Origin of the sequence: Devosia faecipullorum (assembly GCF_015158295.1) — a bacterium.
Lineage (GTDB): Bacteria > Pseudomonadota > Alphaproteobacteria > Rhizobiales > Devosiaceae > Devosia > Devosia faecipullorum.
Map to the genome: position 1 here is coordinate 1 of NZ_JACDXV010000005.1, position 17,647 is coordinate 17,647.

General features: G+C 63.7%; 18 protein-coding genes and 2 pseudogenes. 17 read left to right on the plus strand and 3 right to left on the minus strand.

The features are described 5' to 3' along the window. Window positions 1-19: 19 nt before the first annotated feature. The 6 genes and pseudogenes from H0482_RS11785 (at window position 20) to H0482_RS16595 (ending at window position 4,675) form a co-directional block, all read left to right on the plus strand. On the plus strand, window positions 20-466 hold the full coding sequence (locus tag H0482_RS11785) for a DUF2840 domain-containing protein (RefSeq protein ID WP_456236850.1): 447 nt from the start codon (window positions 20-22) through the stop codon (window positions 464-466). Beyond that, complete coding sequence (locus tag H0482_RS11790) at window positions 463-1,008, plus strand: S26 family signal peptidase (RefSeq protein WP_193730485.1); 546 nt, start codon at window positions 463-465, stop codon at window positions 1,006-1,008. The genes H0482_RS11785 and H0482_RS11790 overlap by 4 nt, the downstream gene beginning before the upstream one ends. Window positions 1,009-1,042: 34 nt before the next feature. After that, window positions 1,043-1,378, plus strand: coding sequence for a DUF736 domain-containing protein (locus H0482_RS11795; protein ID WP_193730271.1), 336 nt, complete (start codon window positions 1,043-1,045; stop codon window positions 1,376-1,378). Then, a complete protein-coding gene (locus tag H0482_RS11800; protein WP_193730272.1) occupies window positions 1,375-2,307 on the plus strand; it encodes a lytic transglycosylase domain-containing protein in 933 nt (310 codons plus the stop codon). Before H0482_RS11795 ends, H0482_RS11800 begins: the two co-directional genes overlap by 4 nt. Before the next feature lie 460 nt (window positions 2,308-2,767). Continuing rightward, window positions 2,768-3,274, plus strand: a pseudogene (locus H0482_RS16590) (relaxase/mobilization nuclease domain-containing protein); the annotation flags it as partial. Between the two features lie 168 nt (window positions 3,275-3,442). Continuing rightward, complete coding sequence (locus tag H0482_RS16595) at window positions 3,443-4,675, plus strand: DUF3363 domain-containing protein (RefSeq protein WP_269144689.1); 1,233 nt, start codon at window positions 3,443-3,445, stop codon at window positions 4,673-4,675. On the opposite strand, the gene tetR(G) is transcribed toward H0482_RS16595, so the two are convergent. Then, window positions 4,672-5,298 (minus strand): tetracycline resistance transcriptional repressor TetR(G), encoded by a 627-nt coding sequence (tetR(G), locus tag H0482_RS11810; RefSeq protein ID WP_024353490.1) that lies wholly within the window; start codon window positions 5,296-5,298, stop codon window positions 4,672-4,674. The two genes, H0482_RS16595 and tetR(G), sit on opposite strands and share 4 nt — an antisense overlap. A gap of 104 nt (window positions 5,299-5,402) precedes the next feature. Here tetR(G) and tet(G) point away from each other — a divergent pair, with 104 nt between their 5' ends. The 3 genes and pseudogenes from tet(G) to H0482_RS16605 all read left to right on the plus strand — a co-directional run. After that, the gene (gene tet(G) / locus H0482_RS11815) at window positions 5,403-6,578 is read left to right on the plus strand and encodes a tetracycline efflux MFS transporter Tet(G) (RefSeq protein WP_171955266.1); all 1,176 of its coding nucleotides are present in this window, start codon (window positions 5,403-5,405) and stop codon (window positions 6,576-6,578) included. A gap of 92 nt (window positions 6,579-6,670) precedes the next feature. Further along, window positions 6,671-7,591: a LysR family transcriptional regulator gene (locus tag H0482_RS16600; RefSeq protein ID WP_456236849.1), complete on the plus strand. Its 921-nt coding sequence runs from the start codon at window positions 6,671-6,673 to the stop codon at window positions 7,589-7,591. Continuing rightward, window positions 7,528-7,713: pseudogene (locus tag H0482_RS16605) on the plus strand (DUF3363 domain-containing protein); the annotation flags it as partial. The gene H0482_RS16600 and the pseudogene H0482_RS16605, both read left to right, overlap by 64 nt. A 123-nt stretch (window positions 7,714-7,836) precedes the next feature. Here the strand turns inward: H0482_RS16605 and fabF are convergent. Continuing rightward, window positions 7,837-9,099, minus strand: a complete 1,263-nt coding sequence (gene fabF, locus H0482_RS11830) for a beta-ketoacyl-ACP synthase II (protein WP_193730274.1) — start codon at window positions 9,097-9,099, stop codon at window positions 7,837-7,839. A gap of 4 nt (window positions 9,100-9,103) precedes the next feature. Next, complete coding sequence (locus H0482_RS11835; protein ID WP_193730275.1) at window positions 9,104-9,613, minus strand: winged helix-turn-helix transcriptional regulator; 510 nt, start codon at window positions 9,611-9,613, stop codon at window positions 9,104-9,106. Window positions 9,614-9,882: 269 nt separating this feature from the next. Here H0482_RS11835 and H0482_RS11840 point away from each other — a divergent pair, with 269 nt between their 5' ends. The 8 genes from H0482_RS11840 to trbK-alt all read left to right on the plus strand — a co-directional run bounded on the left by H0482_RS11840 (window position 9,883) and on the right by trbK-alt (window position 17,646). Then, window positions 9,883-11,868, plus strand: a complete 1,986-nt coding sequence (locus H0482_RS11840; RefSeq protein ID WP_193730276.1) for a conjugal transfer protein TraG — start codon at window positions 9,883-9,885, stop codon at window positions 11,866-11,868. 10 nt (window positions 11,869-11,878) lie between these two features. After that, window positions 11,879-12,358 (plus strand): CopG family transcriptional regulator, encoded by a 480-nt coding sequence (locus H0482_RS11845; RefSeq protein ID WP_193730277.1) that lies wholly within the window; start codon window positions 11,879-11,881, stop codon window positions 12,356-12,358. A gap of 146 nt (window positions 12,359-12,504) precedes the next feature. Further along, entirely contained in the window at window positions 12,505-13,488 is a 984-nt protein-coding gene (gene trbB / locus H0482_RS11850; RefSeq protein WP_193730278.1) for a P-type conjugative transfer ATPase TrbB, read from the plus strand. Further along, window positions 13,485-13,817: a TrbC/VirB2 family protein gene (locus tag H0482_RS11855; RefSeq protein WP_193730279.1), complete on the plus strand. Its 333-nt coding sequence runs from the start codon at window positions 13,485-13,487 to the stop codon at window positions 13,815-13,817. Before trbB ends, H0482_RS11855 begins: the two co-directional genes overlap by 4 nt. Then, window positions 13,817-14,098 carry a VirB3 family type IV secretion system protein gene (locus H0482_RS11860; RefSeq protein WP_193730280.1) on the plus strand — a complete coding sequence of 94 codons (282 nt, stop codon included), beginning with the start codon at window positions 13,817-13,819 and terminating at the stop codon, window positions 14,096-14,098. Before H0482_RS11855 ends, H0482_RS11860 begins: the two co-directional genes overlap by 1 nt. 10 nt (window positions 14,099-14,108) lie before the next feature. Then, complete coding sequence (gene trbE, locus H0482_RS11865; RefSeq protein ID WP_193730281.1) at window positions 14,109-16,595, plus strand: conjugal transfer protein TrbE; 2,487 nt, start codon at window positions 14,109-14,111, stop codon at window positions 16,593-16,595. Then, window positions 16,592-17,365 (plus strand): P-type conjugative transfer protein TrbJ, encoded by a 774-nt coding sequence (gene trbJ / locus H0482_RS11870; RefSeq protein WP_193730282.1) that lies wholly within the window; start codon window positions 16,592-16,594, stop codon window positions 17,363-17,365. The genes trbE and trbJ overlap by 4 nt, the downstream gene beginning before the upstream one ends. Window positions 17,366-17,379: 14 nt before the next feature. Then, window positions 17,380-17,646: a putative entry exclusion protein TrbK-alt gene (gene trbK-alt, locus H0482_RS11875; RefSeq protein ID WP_193730283.1), complete on the plus strand. Its 267-nt coding sequence runs from the start codon at window positions 17,380-17,382 to the stop codon at window positions 17,644-17,646. Window position 17,647: the final 1 nt, after the last annotated feature.

Here is a 17,647-nt window from a genome sequence, read left to right on the forward strand (position 1 = left end):
CTGCTCGGCAGGCTTTTTGGTGCTCGGGGATTTAGCAGTCATCTTGGTTCCTTCGTCAGACGACGAGACCAAAACACTCCTTAAAGCTCAACCCTCAATCTGTGCCATGGGCGCTGACGGGGAACAGGGCAGCGTCTTCGCCTTCGTCCGATGGGCGAGCGGCGACCACGGCACGGTCGTTTCCCGCATCGACGTTGTGCGGGCAATCGGGCGCGGCGAGCCGTTCCAGACATTGCCCTTCGTCCGGCCGGGCGGCGAAATCCTGTTGCGGCTGGACGGCTGGCCGAAGGTGCAGCGCGCACTTGCCGCCATCGACGCCGTGGAATCGCTTGGCCTCGATCCGGCCGACGCCTCGCCGGAACACTGGCGGCACGTCCACAATCGTTTGACCGCCAATCTGGAGCCGCACGCCTACACGCCCGAGCGACATGCCGCGTGGCTTCACCGCCGAAGGATCGGGCCATGACGCGCCGCCGCTATCTCACGGTGACGGTGCTCGCCGCCATCGGGGCCGCCGCCGCCAGCGCCGTCGATTGGCCCGTGAAACTCATCTGGAACGCGACGGCCAGCGCACCCATCGGCTTCTACACCGTCGAGCCGGCCGAGCGGATCGAGGTGCCCGAGCTGGTCGCCGTCATGCCGCCCGAACCGCTCGCCGCCTTCATGGTCGAGCGCGGCTACATAACGCGAGGCGTCCCGCTCTTGAAGCGCGTCGTCGGCCTGCCGGGACAGCAGGTTTGCCGATTGCGATCCACGATCACGGTTGACGGTATCGAGATGGGCGAGGCGCTGGAGCGTGACAGCCTCGGCCGCGATCTGCCCGTCTGGCAGGGCTGCCGTGTCATCGGTGACGACCAGCTTTTCCTCATGAATTGGGAAGTCCGCGACAGCCTCGACGGCCGCTATTTCGGACTCACCCCGGCAGCCTCCGTCATCGGCCGGGCGGTCCCGCTCTGGGCCGATGAGGAAGGCGTCGGCCGCTACGAGTGGCGCGCACCCACGCACTGAAACCATCACCGAAAGCCAACCGCAGGAGATTTCCATGGCAGAAATAGGCACCTTCACCCGCACCGAAACCGGCTATGCGGGAGAGCTTCATTCGTTCGGCCTCCACGAAAAGCTGTTCATCGTCCCGGCCAAGCCGAGCGACATGAAGAACGCACCCGACTATCGCCTGCGCCTCGATAGCGAGGACGGCCCGGACGCCGGCCCCGCATGGAAAGACGCCAGCGAAAATGCCGGCGACTTCGTGTCGATGAGACTGGAGGGACCAATCTTCCCGTTCCCGATCCGCGCCAAGCTGTTCCAGTCCAACGACGATCCTTCGGTTTGGACCCTGCGTTGGAAGCACCCCCGGAAAGTCGAGGACGAGGAATGACGGCCGCGCGCGTCCGGCCCGCCATTCGGTTCAAGATCGTCATCCCTTTGTTCGCGGAAAAGCCGTCTCATCCCTTCGTCCCGCTCGGCCACCGGACGGCCGGCGCGCACAGCGAAGGTCAGGAGCGGCCATCGGCCGGCGCTTGCGCCTTGCCCTTGACCGCAGCGAGCACGCTGGCAGGCTGGTGTCGAAGCGGAGACAGGCCGGCATGGCATTATGCCGTCCTGCTGCTGGCGGGGGCGCTTTCCGTCTGCATCGGATCGGGCGTCGCTGTCGCGCAATTCGTGCCCGTCGAGCACCCGGCCGCCACCCATCCCCATGCGGCGCACATCGCCGAGGCGTCGCAGCGTTTCCGCATCCCCGAGCACTGGATTCGCGCCGTGCTGCGCGCCGAGAGTGCGGGCGATGTGCGGGCTGTTTCGTCGGCCGGGGCGATGGGATTGATGCAGGTGATGCCCGACACATGGACGGGCCTGCGCGTCCGCTACGGCCTCGGCCGTGATCCCTACGACCCGCGCGACAACATCCTCGCAGGCACGGCATACCTGCGCGAAATGTTCGACCGCTATGGCAATGTCGGTGCGATGCTGGCGGCCTACAATGCCGGTCCCGGCCGCTACGACGAGCACCGCGCGACGGGCCGACCGCTTCCTGCCGAGACGCGCGCCTATGTCGCCGCGCTCGCCCAGATCCTTGGCGGTGCGGCTCCATCGGATGCGCTGTTGCAACCACCGGCACCGCCGCCCAATTGGCGCGAGGCACCACTGTTCGTCATGCGCCCGGCCGACAAGCGGGCTGCCGCCGCGCCGCCGTCCGACGCACCATCCGGCGACGGGAGCGCGACCGTTCCGGCGCGCGATCCCGCCGATGCAGAGCCGCAGGGCGACAGCATTTTTGTCGCCGACGCGAGCAGATCGGGAACGCCATGAGGGCGGCGTTCCCACGCTCGGCGGCGCTCATTGCGGTGTCCAGTCAGGCAGATTTTTGCCCGGCTGGATTCCCGGCAGGAGGGGCAGAAAAGGAAGAAAGGGCGGAGGGCAAGATTAAAGAAGACGGCACCATATGGGGCCGCTTCTGGAAATTGTTGTTGTCTGCACACTGGTTAGGCGACCGATTCCGGCACCATGGCTTTGAGGGGCCGCGTGCCGCGATTTCGCGCAAAGCCTTGGCTTTTCTGGGTTTCGAGCGGCACTACAGGCCCATATCGGCCTGTTTCCGGCGGTTTTGGCAGGAGTCGCGCCCTTGAGTGCCGACGACGAAAACCGCTTCCGTCCGAAGCCCGGCCGCATCCGATCCGACGCGCCCAAGGCCGGGAGACCCAAGAGCTTTTTCACGCAGGTCAGGAAGATCACCCGGCAGCAGCAGGCGGCAGCCTCCCGCGACCCTTCTATGCCGTCATCCGCCCGCCCGTCATCGCCGGGCCGGTCCCGTGCCGTGGTCGCCAGCGGCAAGGGCGTGAAGCGCGGCCGGGGCGCGAGCTTCGTGCGCGCCCGCAACATCTCCGGCCAATGGCATCATCGCCAGCCCGGCAGCCGCCGTGTGATCGTCAAGCAGCGCAGCGTCCGAGCCGCGTGGAAGGGCGGTCGCGCCCGCGCGCATCTGCGCTATGTCCAGCGCGACGGCACGTCACGCGATGGCGAGCGCGGCCAACTCTATTCTGCGACCGAGGACCGTGCCGATGGCGAAGCCTTCCTTGATCGCGGCAAGGACGACCGCCACCAATTCAGATTCATCGTCTCGCCCGAGGATGGCGCGGAGCTATCGGACCTCACGGCCTACACCCGCGATTTCATGAAACAGGTGGAAGCGGACCTCGGCACCAAACTCGATTGGGTGGCCGTCAACCACTACAACACCGGCCATCCCCATGTGCATGTCATCGTCAACAGCCGCGACGATACGGGCGGGGATCTAGTTATCAACGGCGATTACCTTTCCGCCGGCCTGCGCGAGCGGGCGAGCGAGCTTGCCAGTCTGGAACTCGGCCCCGTTACCGAGATCGAGCAGACCCGCAAGCTGTCGGCCGAAATCGACCAAGACCGTTTCACCCGGATCGACCGCGCCATGACCGAGGAAGCCGATGCCCGTTTCGTCGACCTGCGCCACGAGCCGGCAGCGCCGAGGCGGCAGTTCGAGCGGACGCTACGTCTGCGCCGTCTCGGCAAGCTGGAGAAGATGGGGCTGGCGACCGAGCACGCGCCCGGCGTTTGGGAATTGAGCAAGGACATGGAGCCGGCCCTGCGCGAGTTGGGCGAGCGCGGCGACATTATCCGCACCATGCAGAAGGCGCTCGGCCCGCAGGGAGGCGAACGCGATCCCATGAGCTTCCAAATCCATGACGGAGCGCCCGAGACGCCTATCGTCGGTCGCGTCGTGGACAAGCACCTGTCCGACGAGTTGGGGGAGAACCTGACCGTTGTGGTGGACGGGATCGACGGCCGCACGCACCACATCGCCGGCATCGCGCCCGAGCGGCTGGAGGATGCCCGCATCGGCAGCGTCGTCCAGCTCGGCCCGGCAGAGGTGACGGCCCGGCCGTCCGACCGCAGCATCACCACCATTGCCGAGGACGGCATCTATCGGCCGGGCCGCCATCTGGAGCAGGCCAAGTTCGAGGGCCGCGTTCCCGGTGGCGACTATGAGGGCTATGTCGATGCCCATGTCCGGCGGCTGGAGGCGTTACGCCGGGCCGGGATCGTCGAGCGGATCGACACCGACCAATGGCGTATCCCGGATGAACTGATCAGCCGTGCCGCCGCCTATGACGCCAGCCGTGACCGGCAGGCCAGCGTTCGCGTCCTTTCCCCGGTCGATCTAGGCAAGCAGATCAGTTCGGATGGCGCGACCTGGCTGGACCGGCGACTGATCCATGGCGAGACGGCCGACCTTGCGCCGGCCGGCTTCGGCCAGCAGGTGCGCGAGGCCATAGACCAGCGGCGCGAGCATCATATCGAACAGGGCGACGCCAGCCGAGCGCGGAATGGCCGCGTCTTCTACCGGCGCAGCCTTCTCGCCACCTTGCGCGAGCGCGAGGTTGCCCGCGTCGGCGCGGAGATGGCCGAAGGCAAGGGCCTGCCGTTCCGCGCCGCCACGGACGGCGAGAGCGTGAGCGGCAAGTTCACCGGCACCGTGCAGCTAACGAGCGGCAAGTTCGCTGTCGTGGAAAAGAGCTATGAGTTCACGCTTGTCCCGTGGCGGCCGGTCATCGACCGCCAGCTCGGCCGTGAGGTCATCGGCATCGTGCAAAGCGGATCGGTGTCGTGGCAGTTGGGGCGGCAAAGGGGCATAAGCCTCTAATCTGTTGTAGATGAACGCAGCCGCTCGAAACCAGCGATGAGGCTGTCGAGTCCGAAGTTGAACGCAGCATCCATGCCGTCTGTTTCCAACTCGTGAAACAGATCGTGCAGGAAGGACGACGGTGCTTGCTCGGACACATCTGGCCTGTCCGGAACTCTCTCATCGGCATCAGATGCCTGCTGCTCGAGAACGGAACCGACCACATAGTGACTGACCGCCCGGAGCGCCCAAACAGCGTGCTTCGGACCAAAGCCCGCCGCGCAGAGAAAGCGTATTTGTGTCTCGGCAGCGCCAAAATTCGGTTCTGTCGGTCGAGTGCCGGCATGGATGCGCGCCCCGTCGCGATAATAGAGCAACGCCGTTCTGAAACTCTGGGCGTTCTCTTTCAGGAATAGCCGCCAGTCTTCGTTCTCTTCGGGTAGCGAGCGGGTGTGGCGTTCCGTCAGCATTGCCTCGGCCAGTGCGTCAAGCAGCGCGCGCTTGTTCTGGAAATGCCAGTAAAGCGCAGGCTGCTGAACCTTGAGGCGTTCAGCGAGCTTTCGCGTCGTCAGGTTGTCCATGCCAACCTCGTTCAGCAGCTCCAGCGCCGCTGCGATCACGGTGCCCTTGTCCAGTTTGGTCATTCACGTTCCTTCGCCAACGCTTGACAATTTATCACCGATAAGTTCTATGTCCATGTCCTTATCATTGATAAAGTCGCTCGCATTGAGCGGCGCTGGAGTTTCAGGTGCGCAGCTCTGCCATCATCGCCCTGCTGATCGTCAGTCTCGACGCCATGGGACTCGGCCTCATCATGCCGGTCCTTCCGACGCTTCTGCGCGAGCTTGTGCCGGCGGAGCAGGTCGCTGGTCACTATGGTGCTTTGCTGTCACTCTATGCGTTGATGCAGGTCATCTTCGCGCCCGTGCTTGGACAATTTTCAGATGCTTACGGTCGGCGTCCGGTGCTTCTGGCTTCCCTTGCGGGGGCCGCAGTCGATTACACGATTATGGCATCAGCGCCGGTCTTATGGGTGCTCTATATCGGCCGGCTCGTCTCCGGCATCACGGGCGCAACCGGAGCTGTAGCTGCCTCAACCATTGCGGATTCGACGGGGGAAGGTTCTCGCGCACGCTGGTTCGGCTACATGGGGGCCTGTTATGGGGCAGGCATGATTGCCGGGCCAGCACTTGGTGGTATGCTCGGTGGTATTTCTGCCCATGCTCCGTTTATCGCCGCTGCCCTTCTCAACGGCTTCGCGTTCCTGCTAGCCTGCATTTTCCTCAGGGAGACTCGTCGCGGCGATGGCGAGACCGGAAAGCCGGTTCGCATCAAACCATTCGTTCTGTTCCGGCTGGATGATGCATTGCGCGGGCTAGTGGCCCTTTTCGCAGTTTTCTTCATTATTCAACTGATCGGCCAGGTCCCTGCGGCCCTATGGGTCATATATGGCGAGGATCGTTTTCAGTGGAACACCACGACCGTTGGCTTGTCGCTCGCGGCGTTTGGAGCAACACACGCGATTTTTCAGGCGTTTGTTACCGGCCCTCTTTCAAGCCGGCTTGGAGAACGGCGCACGCTACTGTTTGGCATGGCTGCGGATGCGACTGGCTTCATTCTTCTGGCTTTTGCCACGCAGGGATGGATGGCGTTCCCGATTTTGTTGCTGCTTGCCGCCGGAGGTGTTGGCATGCCGGCCTTGCAGGCAATGCTTTCAAACAATGTCAGCAGTAACAAGCAAGGAGCTTTACAGGGAACGCTTACAAGCCTCACCAATCTAAGCTCTATCGCGGGACCGCTTGGCTTCACGGCACTCTATTCTGCCACCGTAGGAGCATGGAACGGTTGGGTTTGGATTTTCGGCGCGATCCTCTATTTAATATGTCTGCCAATACTACGCAGACCTTTCGCAACTTCATTGTGATTGAGTCATGGCGAATTGGTATGCGTAGACTTACGAGAAATGACGGATTAAATCCGTTGAGCAATCATCTCCTTTCGGGGCGAGTGCCAATGATGACCTTAGTTCACACTCTCGCTGTCGCCGAATATCTCAACTTCCGTCACGCCGCCAATGCGCTCGGCGTTGCACAGTCCAGCGTCAGCGCCCGCGTGAAGGCACTGGAAGAAGACCTCGGCATCCTCTTGTTCGAGCGTCATGCACGCGGCGTTCGGCTGACCGAGGCCGGACGCCATTTCGTCGAGCGGATAGCCGTAGGTATTGACCAACTCGACCATGCGGTGAAAACCGCCGGCATGGCGGCAGCCGGAGAAAGCGGCCGGCTTCGTATCGGTATCCATGCCCTGATTCCGCATAGCTTCCTCGCAAAGCTGATCGGCCAATACCGCAAGGATCACCCCGATGTTGAAGTCGAGATCGCCGAAGGCCCGGCCCGTGAAGCGGTGGTGCAGCTTCGCGCCGGCAGGTTGGACGTGGCGTTCGTCGCGGGCACGCCCCAACCACCCGACTGCCATTCCCGCCGCACATGGACCGAACCGCTCTTGGCGGTGCTACCGGAACGGCATCCGCTCGCCAAGCGGTCAGCCGTCACATGGCCCGATCTGGCAGGCGAGACGTTCCTTGTCCGGCATGGCGGCACTGGACCGCAGGTTCATAGCCATATCGTGCTACGCCATGCCGAGTGCTGGCCTGCGCCGTCGATCCTGCGCTTCGACGTGGGGCGTGGCACCCTTTTGTCCTTGGTCGGACAGGGCTTCGGCATCACCATCGTCGGCGCGGCCACGGCGCTGTTGCCGACAAACGGCATTGTCTTCTTGCCCTTCGCCGACGAGCCGGAGCCGGTCGCCTTCTCGGCTGTCTGGTCGCCGTCCAATCGCAGCGCGGCGCTTCGCAACCTGCTCAGCCTCGCCAACGACATGGGCCGGAAGGTCTGCACGGACTACCGTTCGATACTACCACGGATAGCGAAGGCGTGAACGACAAGTCCACCGGCACCGTACAGTTATCCAGCAGCCAGTTCGCTGTGGTTGAAAAGAGCCATAAATGCACCCTTGTCCCGTGGCGGCCGGTCATCAACCGCCAGCTCGGCAGCGAGGTCTGCGCGGGCAGATAGGACCGGCGCTATAGGATCAATGCTCTATTCGGCCTTCCTCTCAAAAGCGTTATCTGACCATCGTTGCGTAGCGAACCGAAGTGTTTGCGGAAGCAAAGTCCGGGACTGTTACTGCCATCGCCGGAAAGCGACACTTGCATTAACGCCGCCAAAGCCGAATCCGTTGGAAATGGCGTGTTCCATGAGAATGGGCCGCGCAGATTGGCGAACGAGGTCGATACCAGCGGCAACAGGATCGGGGGTTTCTAAATTTCTCGTTGGGGGAGCAATTTGATCGCGCAAAGCGAGCACCGTGAAGATTGCCTCAATACCGCCTGCGGCACCAAGTAGGTGCCCCGTAGCCGATTTTGTGGCGCTTACGACCACATCATGATTGCCGAACACGGATTTTATCGCGGCAATTTCTCCTCGATCTCCTACGGGGGTGGAGGTGGAATGTGCGTTCAAATGTTGAATATCGATTGGTTTCAACCCAGCACTCTGGAGTGCAATTTCCATCGCACGGGCCGCGCCTCGGCCGTCCTCTGGACCGGCAGTCATATGATGTGCATCGGCGCTTGTGCCGTATCCCACCAATTCCGCTATGGGCTTGGCACCCCGAGCGAGGGCATGCTCCAATTCCTCTATGACGATCAGACCCGCCCCTTCAGACATTACGAAACCATCGCGCCCGGTGTCGAACGGCCTCGACGCCAGTTCCGGAGTAGTATTGTAGCCGGTGGATAGTGCTCGCGCGGCGGCAAATGCCCCGAGACTAACCTTGTCAATACAAGCTTCTGCTCCGCCGCACAGAGCGATATCGGCCTCGTTGGAGCGTATCAGCCGCGCGGCGTCGCCGATGGCCTGAATGCTGGCAGCGCAGGCGGTTACAGGCGTGCCAATTGGGCCTGTAAATCCATACCTAATGGTAGCCTGTCCTGCCGCGAGGTTGGCGAGGAACGATGGCACGGTAAAGGGTGAGAGCCTCCGTGCTCCCCGTGTATCCGTTATGCGAACTGCCGAAGCGATAGCAGGAAACCCGCCTATACCAGAGGCGATAATTGTCGCCGTGCGCTCACGTTCGTAGTCGCTCGTGGGATGCCATCCCGCCGTTTCAAGAGCCTCCTTCGCGGCCGCAAGTGCAAACAGAATGAAGCGATCCATTTTTCGTTGATCCTTTGCGTCAACGATCAAATCGGGATCGAAACCGGCTTCGGAATCTTCAATCAGGCTGGGAACGATTCCCCCGATTTTCACCGGCAGATCGTTGGAGATTTCATCGGGCAAACTCCTAATTCCCGATTTCCCGTCAAGGAGTCTTTTCCAGCTTATTTCAATTCCAGAACCAAAAGGGCCAACTAAACCCATGCCGGTTACAACAATTCGGCGCATTGGATTATTCCGTTTCTTTTTCTGAGCTTATTCGCTTCACGCGATTTATGACGCGCATCGTTTCTTCTGTTGCGGCGGGGCCTGCCAGAAGAACGGTGTTTTCAGGAGTAATTGCTTCTCCTGTATTCGCGTCGATGATAACGGCGGTCCTTTCCCGTCCGGTTTTCTTGTCGCCAAGACGCATGGCTATCTCATTGGGCGCAAGGTTCCGGTTCCCCCACGCAAAAAGGGCGATTGCTACCGGATAGAAATCTCGCCCTTTATCGGTAAGGACGTATTCAAATCGAGGCGGATGATCATTGTATCGTCGCCTTTCAAACAGCCCTTCCGCCGTGAGGTGCTTCAATCGCCTCGCCAAAATGTTCGCGGAAATTCCGAGGTTCTTCTCGAATTCATCGAACTTGCTCAACCCTTGAAAAGCGTCTCGGAGGATCAAAATACTCCACCAATCACCGACGCTTTCCAGCGCTCGGGCTGCGGGACATTCGGATGACAGAAAGCTTGTGCGTTGCATGGCACATCCATAGCGGTGTGACTTCCATTATGCAAGTTACATATGTGACAGCGGCGACATGACGCGAGGGCTATCCGAGGCATCCGTTGCGGCGATTCGCCCGACCAGTTGAGCAGCGGCGATCACCCGGCCGGATGGCGGTGAAGGAAACCCGTCCTATTTGCCGCCGATAGTATCCGGCAGCCCTCCCGCATCCCCTTTCCTGTTGCCCATCCCGATTTTGACTACTCTCTGATCGGCTCCGTCTCTTTTGCCGACTGGAGCCTGCATTGCGCGGAGGACGAATCCTTTGGGGCCAAATCGCTGTCGTCTTCACCATCGTTCTGGTGATGGTATGGGCAGCGACGCAATGGACGGCGTTCCGCCTCGGCTTCCAGCCGCAGCTTGGCGCACCGTGGTTCGAGCTGGCCGGCTGGCCGATCTATTACCCGCCAGCGTTCTTCTGGTGGTGGTTTTCCTTCGACGCCTATGCGCCCGCGATCTTCGTCGAGGGCGGCATCATCGCGGTATCGGGCGGCTTCCTTGCCATCGCCGCCGCCATCTTCATGTCGATCATCCGGGCGCGGGAAGCGCGCAACGTCGCCACATACGGATCGGCGCGATGGGCCGAGGACAAGGAAATCCGCAGCGCCGGCTTGCTCGGCCCTGATGGCGTCGTGCTCGGCCGATACGAACGGGACTATCTGCGCCATGACGGTCCCGAGCATGTCCTATGCTTCGCCCCCACGCGCAGCGGCAAAGGCGTCGGGCTGGTGGTGCCGACGCTGCTGACATGGCCGGCATCCGCTATTGTCCACGACATAAAAGGGGAAAACTGGACGCTGACAGCGGGCTTTCGCGCGAAGCATGGCCGCGTCCTGCTGTTCGATCCGACCAACGCAAGATCGTCCGCCTACAACCCGCTGCTGGAGGTCCGGCAAGGGGAATGGGAGGTCAGGGACGTTCAGAATATCGCGGATATTCTGGTCGATCCCGAAGGCAGCCTCGACAAGCGCAACCATTGGGAAAAGACTTCCCATTCGCTTCTGGTCGGTGCGATCCTGCATGTTCTCTATGCGGAGAAGGACAAGACCTTGGCGGGCGTCGCCAATTTCCTGTCCGATCCGCGCCGTCCCGTCGAGGCGACCTTGCGCGCCATGATGGACACGCCGCATCTCGGCGAGGCGGGCGTTCATCCCGTCATCGCATCGTCGGCCCGCGAGCTGTTGAACAAATCCGAGAACGAACGGTCGGGCGTGTTGAGCACCGCCATGTCGTTTCTCGGCCTCTACCGCGATCCCGTGGTGGCGCGCGTCACCGCACGATGCGACTGGCGTATTGCCGATCTGGTCGGCAGCCGTCAGCCCGTCACGCTTTATCTGGTCGTGCCGCCATCCGACATAAACCGCACCAAGCCGCTCATCCGCCTGATCCTCAACCAGATCGGCAGGCGGTTGACCGAGGAATTGACCACCTCCGGCAAGCGCCATCGCTTGCTGTTGATGCTCGACGAGTTTCCGGCATTGGGCAGGTTGGATTTTTTCGAGTCTGCCTTGGCCTTCATGGCGGGCTACGGCCTCAAGGGCTTTCTGATCGCGCAAAGCCTCAACCAGATCGAGCGCGCCTATGGCCCGAACAATGCAATTCTCGACAACTGCCATGTGCGCGTCAGCTTCGCCACGAACGACGAACGCACCGCCAAGCGGGTGAGCGACGCGCTCGGCACCGCGACCGAGCTGCGCGATTCCACCAACTATGCCGGGCACAGACTGGCCCCGTGGCTCGGGCATCTCATGGTGTCGCGGCAGGAGACGGCCCGGCCGCTGCTCACGCCGGGCGAAATCATGCAGCTTCCGCCCACCGATGAAATCGTGATGGTCGCGGGCACGCCGCCGATCCGCGCCACTAAAGCCCGCTATTTCGAGGACGCACGGTTGCAGGAACGCATCCTGACCCCGCCCGATCTGGTCGCCGCTCCGCTGGCGCCCAGCCGATCCACCGATGACTGGTCCGGCCGTGTGGTTGCGGCGGAAAGCCGTTCCGCGACGAACGCCGCAGATGGGGCCGATGGCGATCCGGCCAATGCCGGCATCCGCCGCGAGCCGGAATTGCCCGAGCACGAGGAAATCGTCGCCCCGCCGCCGCCCGAACAGGAGTTCGAGTTTCTGGACGACGAGCCGGACGTTGACGCGGCCAAGGCCCGCGCCATGCGCCAGCGCATGAGGATGGTGGCGCGGCAGGTTTCCATGAACCCCGATGACGGAATCGACCTTTGAGGACGCGCCCATGGCTACCAGAACCCGCCTGAATATCTATTTCGACCCCGCACTCATTCCGCAGATCGAGGCGATGGCGCTGCGCCGCTCGGTGGCGCTCCGCCGCAATGTGTCAAAATCTGCCATCGTGGAGGCGGCGGTCATGTCCTACCTGTCCGGCGATGCCGACGACCAGCTTGAAGCCGCCATGTCGCGCCGCTTGGATAAGCTCGGCCGCCAGATCGACACGCTCGACCTGGATCTCGCCGTCCTCGGCGAGACGGTCGCGCAGTTCATCCATTTCTGGATGACCATCACGCCGCCGCTCACGGGAGCCGCACAATCCGCTGTCCGCGCCAAAGGCGCGGAGCGGTTCGAGGGCTTCATGCAGAATCTCGGCCGGCGTCTGGCGACCGGCGACAGGTTCCTCAAAGAGCTGTCGCGCGACCTCGACTCACTTCCCGACGATCCGTTGCCGGACGAATCCGAGAGCAACGGCGATCAAGAGTAAGTATTCGGACCCGTCCTATTTACCGCCGATGGCCGCCGATTGCCGCCGCCGCTTAGATACTTGTTGAACCGGCCAGATTTCGGCCTCTCTTAATCGACCCCGATCCGGGGATCGCCTGTTGCGCCCCGCCAGAAGCCGGGGCCGAGATGACGACCAACCACCATAGACAGGAAGCGATCCAGCGCGGCGCGCGCATGTTGCGCACCGCGCTCGGCCCCGCCATTGCCCGGCTGCTCGAAGACCCGGCCGTGGTCGAGGTGATGTTGAACCCGGACGGCCGCCTTTGGGTGGACCGGCTATCCGAAGGGCTTTCCGACACGGGCGAACGGCTGTCCGCCGCCGATGGCGAACGCATCGTGCGACTGGTCGCGCATCATGTCGGCGCAGAGGTTCATGCCCGCAGCCCGCGCGTCTCGGCCGAGCTGCCCGAGAGCGGGGAGAGGTTCGAGGGCCTGCTGCCGCCCGTGGTCGCCGCCCCGACCTTCGCCATCCGCAAGCCCGCCGTCGCGGTGTTCACGCTCGACGATTATGTGGCCGCCGGCATCATGTCCGCCGATCAGGCGGAAACGCTGCGTGAAGCCGTCGCAACCCGCGCCAACATCCTTGTCGCGGGCGGCACCAGCACCGGCAAAACCACCCTGACCAACGCGCTGCTCGCCGAGGTGGCGAAGACGCAGGATCGTGTCGTCATCATTGAAGACACGCGCGAGCTGCAATGCGCCGCGCCCAATTTGGTCGCCATGCGGACGAAAGACGGCGTGGCGACGCTTTCCGATCTGGTCCGTTCCTCGCTGCGCCTGCGCCCTGACCGCATCCCGATTGGGGAGGTGCGCGGGTCGGAAGCCCTCGACCTTCTGAAAGCATGGGGCACGGGGCACCCCGGAGGGATCGGCACTATTCACGCCGGCACCGGCATCGGCGCGCTACGCCGCCTTGAACAGCTCATCCAAGAGGCTGTCGTCACGGTCCCGCGCGCGCTGATCGCCGAAACTATCGACCTTGTTGCCGTCCTTTCCGGGCGCGGTTCTGCGCGCCGGTTGGCCGAGCTTGCCCGCGTCGAGGGGCTGGGGCCGGACGGCGACTACCGCATCACCCCTGCAATCCAAACCAGCACAGGAGAATCTTCATGATCCGCACGATTTCGCGCGGCTATCGTTTCGCCGCGACCGCCGCATCCACCCTTGCCATCAGCCTCATGCTCGCCCCGGCCGCCCATGCGTCCGGTTCGTCGATGCCATGGGAACAGCCCTTGCAGCAAATCCTCCAGTCCATCGAGGGGCCGGTCGCCAAGATCATCGCCGTCATCATCATCATCGTGACGGGCCTGACCCTCGCGTTCGGCGATACCAGCGGCGGCTTCCGTCGCCTGATCCAGATCGTTTTCGGCCTGTCCATCGCGTTCGCCGCATCGAGCTTCTTCCTGTCTTTCTTCTCCTTCGGCGGCGGGGCGCTGGTTTGATGGCGGGCGGACTCGAACAACTCGACGCGTTGCCGGGATTCTCGATCCCGGTCCACCGGGCGTTGACCGAGCATATCCTGCTCGGCGGCGCACCGAGAAGCATTGCCATCATGAACGGGACGCTTGCCGGGGCCGTGGGCCTCGGCTTGCGCCTCTGGCTGGTCGGCATCGCCATTTGGGCAATCGGCCATTTCGCGGCCGTGTGGGCGGCGAAGCGTGATCCCCAATTCGTCGAGGTCGGGCGGCGGCATCTGCGCATCCCCGGTCATCTGGCGGTGTGAGGACACAGCCATGATGAACCTTGCCGAATACCGCCGCACCGCCACCCGGCTCCCCGACTATCTGCCGTGGGCCGCACTGGTCGGCTCCGGCGTCGTCTTGAACAAGGACGGCTCGTTCCAGCGCACCGCGAAGTTTCGCGGTCCCGATCTGGATTCCGCCGTCGCCGCCGAGCTGGTCGCCGTCGCCGGCCGCATCAACAACGCCGTGCGCCGTCTCGGCTCCGGCTGGAGCATCTTCGTCGAGGCGCAGCGCAGCGAAGCCGCGACCTATCCCGACAGCACCTTTCCCGATCCCGCATCGGCGCTGGTCGATGCCGAGCGGAAAGCCGGTTTCGAGGAAGCGGGCGTGCATTTCGTGTCCGGCTATTTCCTCACTTTCCTTTGGCTGCCCCCGGCCGAAGAAACCGCCCGCGCCGAAACATGGCTCTACGAGGGCCGCGAGAAAGCGGGCGTGGACCCGTGGGAACTGCTGCGCGGCTTCATCGACCGCACCGACCGCGTGCTGGCCTTGCTCGACGGCTTCATGCCCGAGTGCCGTTGGATGGATGATGGCGCGACGCTGACCTATCTCCATTCCACCATCTCGACCAACCGCCATCGCGTGCGCGTGCCCGAGGTGCCCATGCACCTCGACGCGCTGCTCGCCGACCAGCCGTTGACCGGCGGGCTGGAGCCGCGCCTTGGCGACGCGCATCTGCGCGTGCTGACCATCGTGGGATTCCCGACCGCGACAACGCCGGGCCTGCTCGACGAAATGAACCGGCTGCCGTCCCCCTACAGGTGGAGCACGCGCGCGATCCTGCTCGACAAGACCGATGCGACCCGGCTGCTGACCCGCATCCGTCGCCAATGGTTCGCCAAGCGCAAGAGCGTCGCCGCGATCTTGAAAGAGGTCATGACGAACGAGGCGTCCGCGCTGGTGGACACCGACGCCGCCAACAAGGCGCTCGACGCCGACATGGCGTTGCAGGAGCTTGGGGCGGACGTGGCGGGCATGGCCTACGTCACGGCGACCGTCACCGTTTGGGATGCCGACCCGCGCCTTGCCGACGAGAAGCTGCGCCTGGTCGAGAAGATCGTTCAGGGCCGCGACTTCACCGCCATGCCCGAGACGGTCAACGCGGTTGACGCATGGCTCGGCAGCCTGCCCGGACACGCCTACGCGAATGTCCGTCAGCCACCCATCAGCACTTTGAATCTCGCCCACATGATCCCGCTTTCGGCGGTGTGGGCGGGGCCGGAACGGAACGAGCATTTCGGTGCACCCCCTTTGCTCTTTGGAAAGACCGAAGGCTCAACCCCGTTCCGGTTGTCTTTGCATGTCGGCGACGTAGGGCACACCCTTGTCGTCGGCCCCACGGGCGCGGGCAAGAGTGTGCTGCTCGCCCTCATGGCGCTCCAGTTCCGCCGCTACGCAGGATCGCAGGTCTTCGCCTTCGACTTCGGCGGTTCGATCCGCGCCGCGTCGCTCGCCATGGGCGGCGACTGGCACGACCTTGGCGGCGGGCTGACAGAAGGGGCCGAGGCGTCCGTCTCGCTCCAGCCGCTTGCCCGCATCCACGACACCTATGAACGCGCTTGGGCGGCGGACTGGATTGCCGCCATCCTCATGCGCGAAGGCATCGCCATCACGCCGGAGGTCAAAGAGTATCTTTGGACGGCGCTGACTTCACTCGCCTCCGCGCCGGTCGAGGAACGCACGATCACCGGCCTTGCGGTGCTGTTGCAATCCAACGATCTGAAACAGGCGCTCCGGCCGTTCTGCGTCGGCGGTGCCTATGGCCGGCTGCTCGACGCCGAGACAGAGCATTTGGGATCGGCGGACGTGCAGGCGTTCGAGATCGAGGGCCTTGTCGGGACCGGCGCGGCCCCGGCCGTGCTCGCCTATCTGTTCCATCGCATCGGCGACCGACTCGACGGGCGGCCGACGCTGCTCATCATCGACGAGGGTTGGCTTGCGCTGGACGACGAGGGTTTCGCCGGCCAGCTCCGCGAATGGCTGAAAACGCTGCGCAAGAAAAACGCCAGCGTCATCTTCGCCACGCAAAGCCTGTCCGACATCGACGGCAGCAACATCGCGTCCGCGATTATCGAGAGCTGCCCGACGCGACTCTTGCTGCCGAACGAGCGGGCCATCGAGCCGCAGATCACGGCCATTTATCGTCGCTTCGGCCTCAATGACAGGCAGATCGAAATCCTCGCACGGGCCACGCCCAAGCGGGATTATTACTGCCAAAGCCGCAGGGGCAATCGGCTGTTCGAGCTTGGCCTGTCCGAAGTCGGCCTCGCGCTCTGCGCCGCATCCGCCAAATCCGACCAGACCCTCATTGCGCAGATCGTCACTGAGGCCGGCCGCGACGGCTTCCTCGCCGCATGGCTGCGCGAGCGCGGCGTCGATTGGGCGGCCGACCTGATCCCCAACCTCACCAATCTTGCCGACCGGCCGGAATCCGCCGCGTCGGCCCGGCTCGATACCCCACAGGAGATTCTTCCATGACCTATTCCAAGTCTGTCGGGGCCTCGGCCCTTGCGCTGGCGCTCGCCGTTCCGGCCGCGCTTTCGCCCATGCTGGCAAGCCCGGCCCATGCGCAATTCGGCTTCGGCCGCATCGTCTATGACCCGTCCAACTACGCGCAGAACGTGCTCACGGCGGCGCGCACGCTCGAACAGATCAATAACCAGATCACTAGCCTCCAGAACGAGGCGCAGATGCTCATCAATCAGGCCCGCAATCTGGCGAGCCTGCCCTATAGCTCGCTCCAGCAGCTCCAGCAGAACGTCCAGCGCACGCAGCAGCTTCTCGGCCAAGCGCAGAACATCGCTTTCGAGGTCGGGCAGATCGACCAAGCGTTCCAGCAGCAATATGGCAATGTCTCGCTATCGGCGACCGACGCCCAACTGGTCGCCGATGCGCGCGGCCGCTGGGAGAACACGGTTGGCGGTTTGCAGGACGCCATGCGCGTGCAGGCGGGCGCGGTCGGCAATATCGACAGCAACCGCGCCGAGATGGCCGCGCTGGTCGGCCAGAGTCAGGGCGCGACCGGGGCATTGCAGGCGACGCAGGCCGGCAACCAGCTTCTCGCCCTCCAGTCGCAGCAGCTTTCCGACCTGATCGCGGTCATCTCGGCAAACGGCCGCGCCGATGCGCTGACAGAAGCGGAGCGCGCGACCGCCGCCGAACAGGGCCGCATCCAGCGCGAACGGTTCCTGACGCCGGGCAGCGGATACCAGCCCGGCAACGCGCAGATGTTCAACGGCAACAACTAACCGGGAGGCTCGCCATGGACGGCAAGATGCTGGCCCGGCTCGGGGCCGTGGTGTTCGTCGCCATCGCCGTCACGGCGACCGCAATCGACATGGCGCGGAAGGACGAACCTTCCGTGCCACCCCCGGCGTCGGCCTTCCAGCCACCGGCCGATCCCCTGCGCGAAACCCTGCGCCGTTGCCAGCAGCTCGGCGAGGCGGCGGCAAGTGACGCCGGCTGCCTCGCCGCATGGGCGCAATCCCGCGACCGTTTCCTCGGCCGTGACCGCAGCGAGGCGCGCTGAC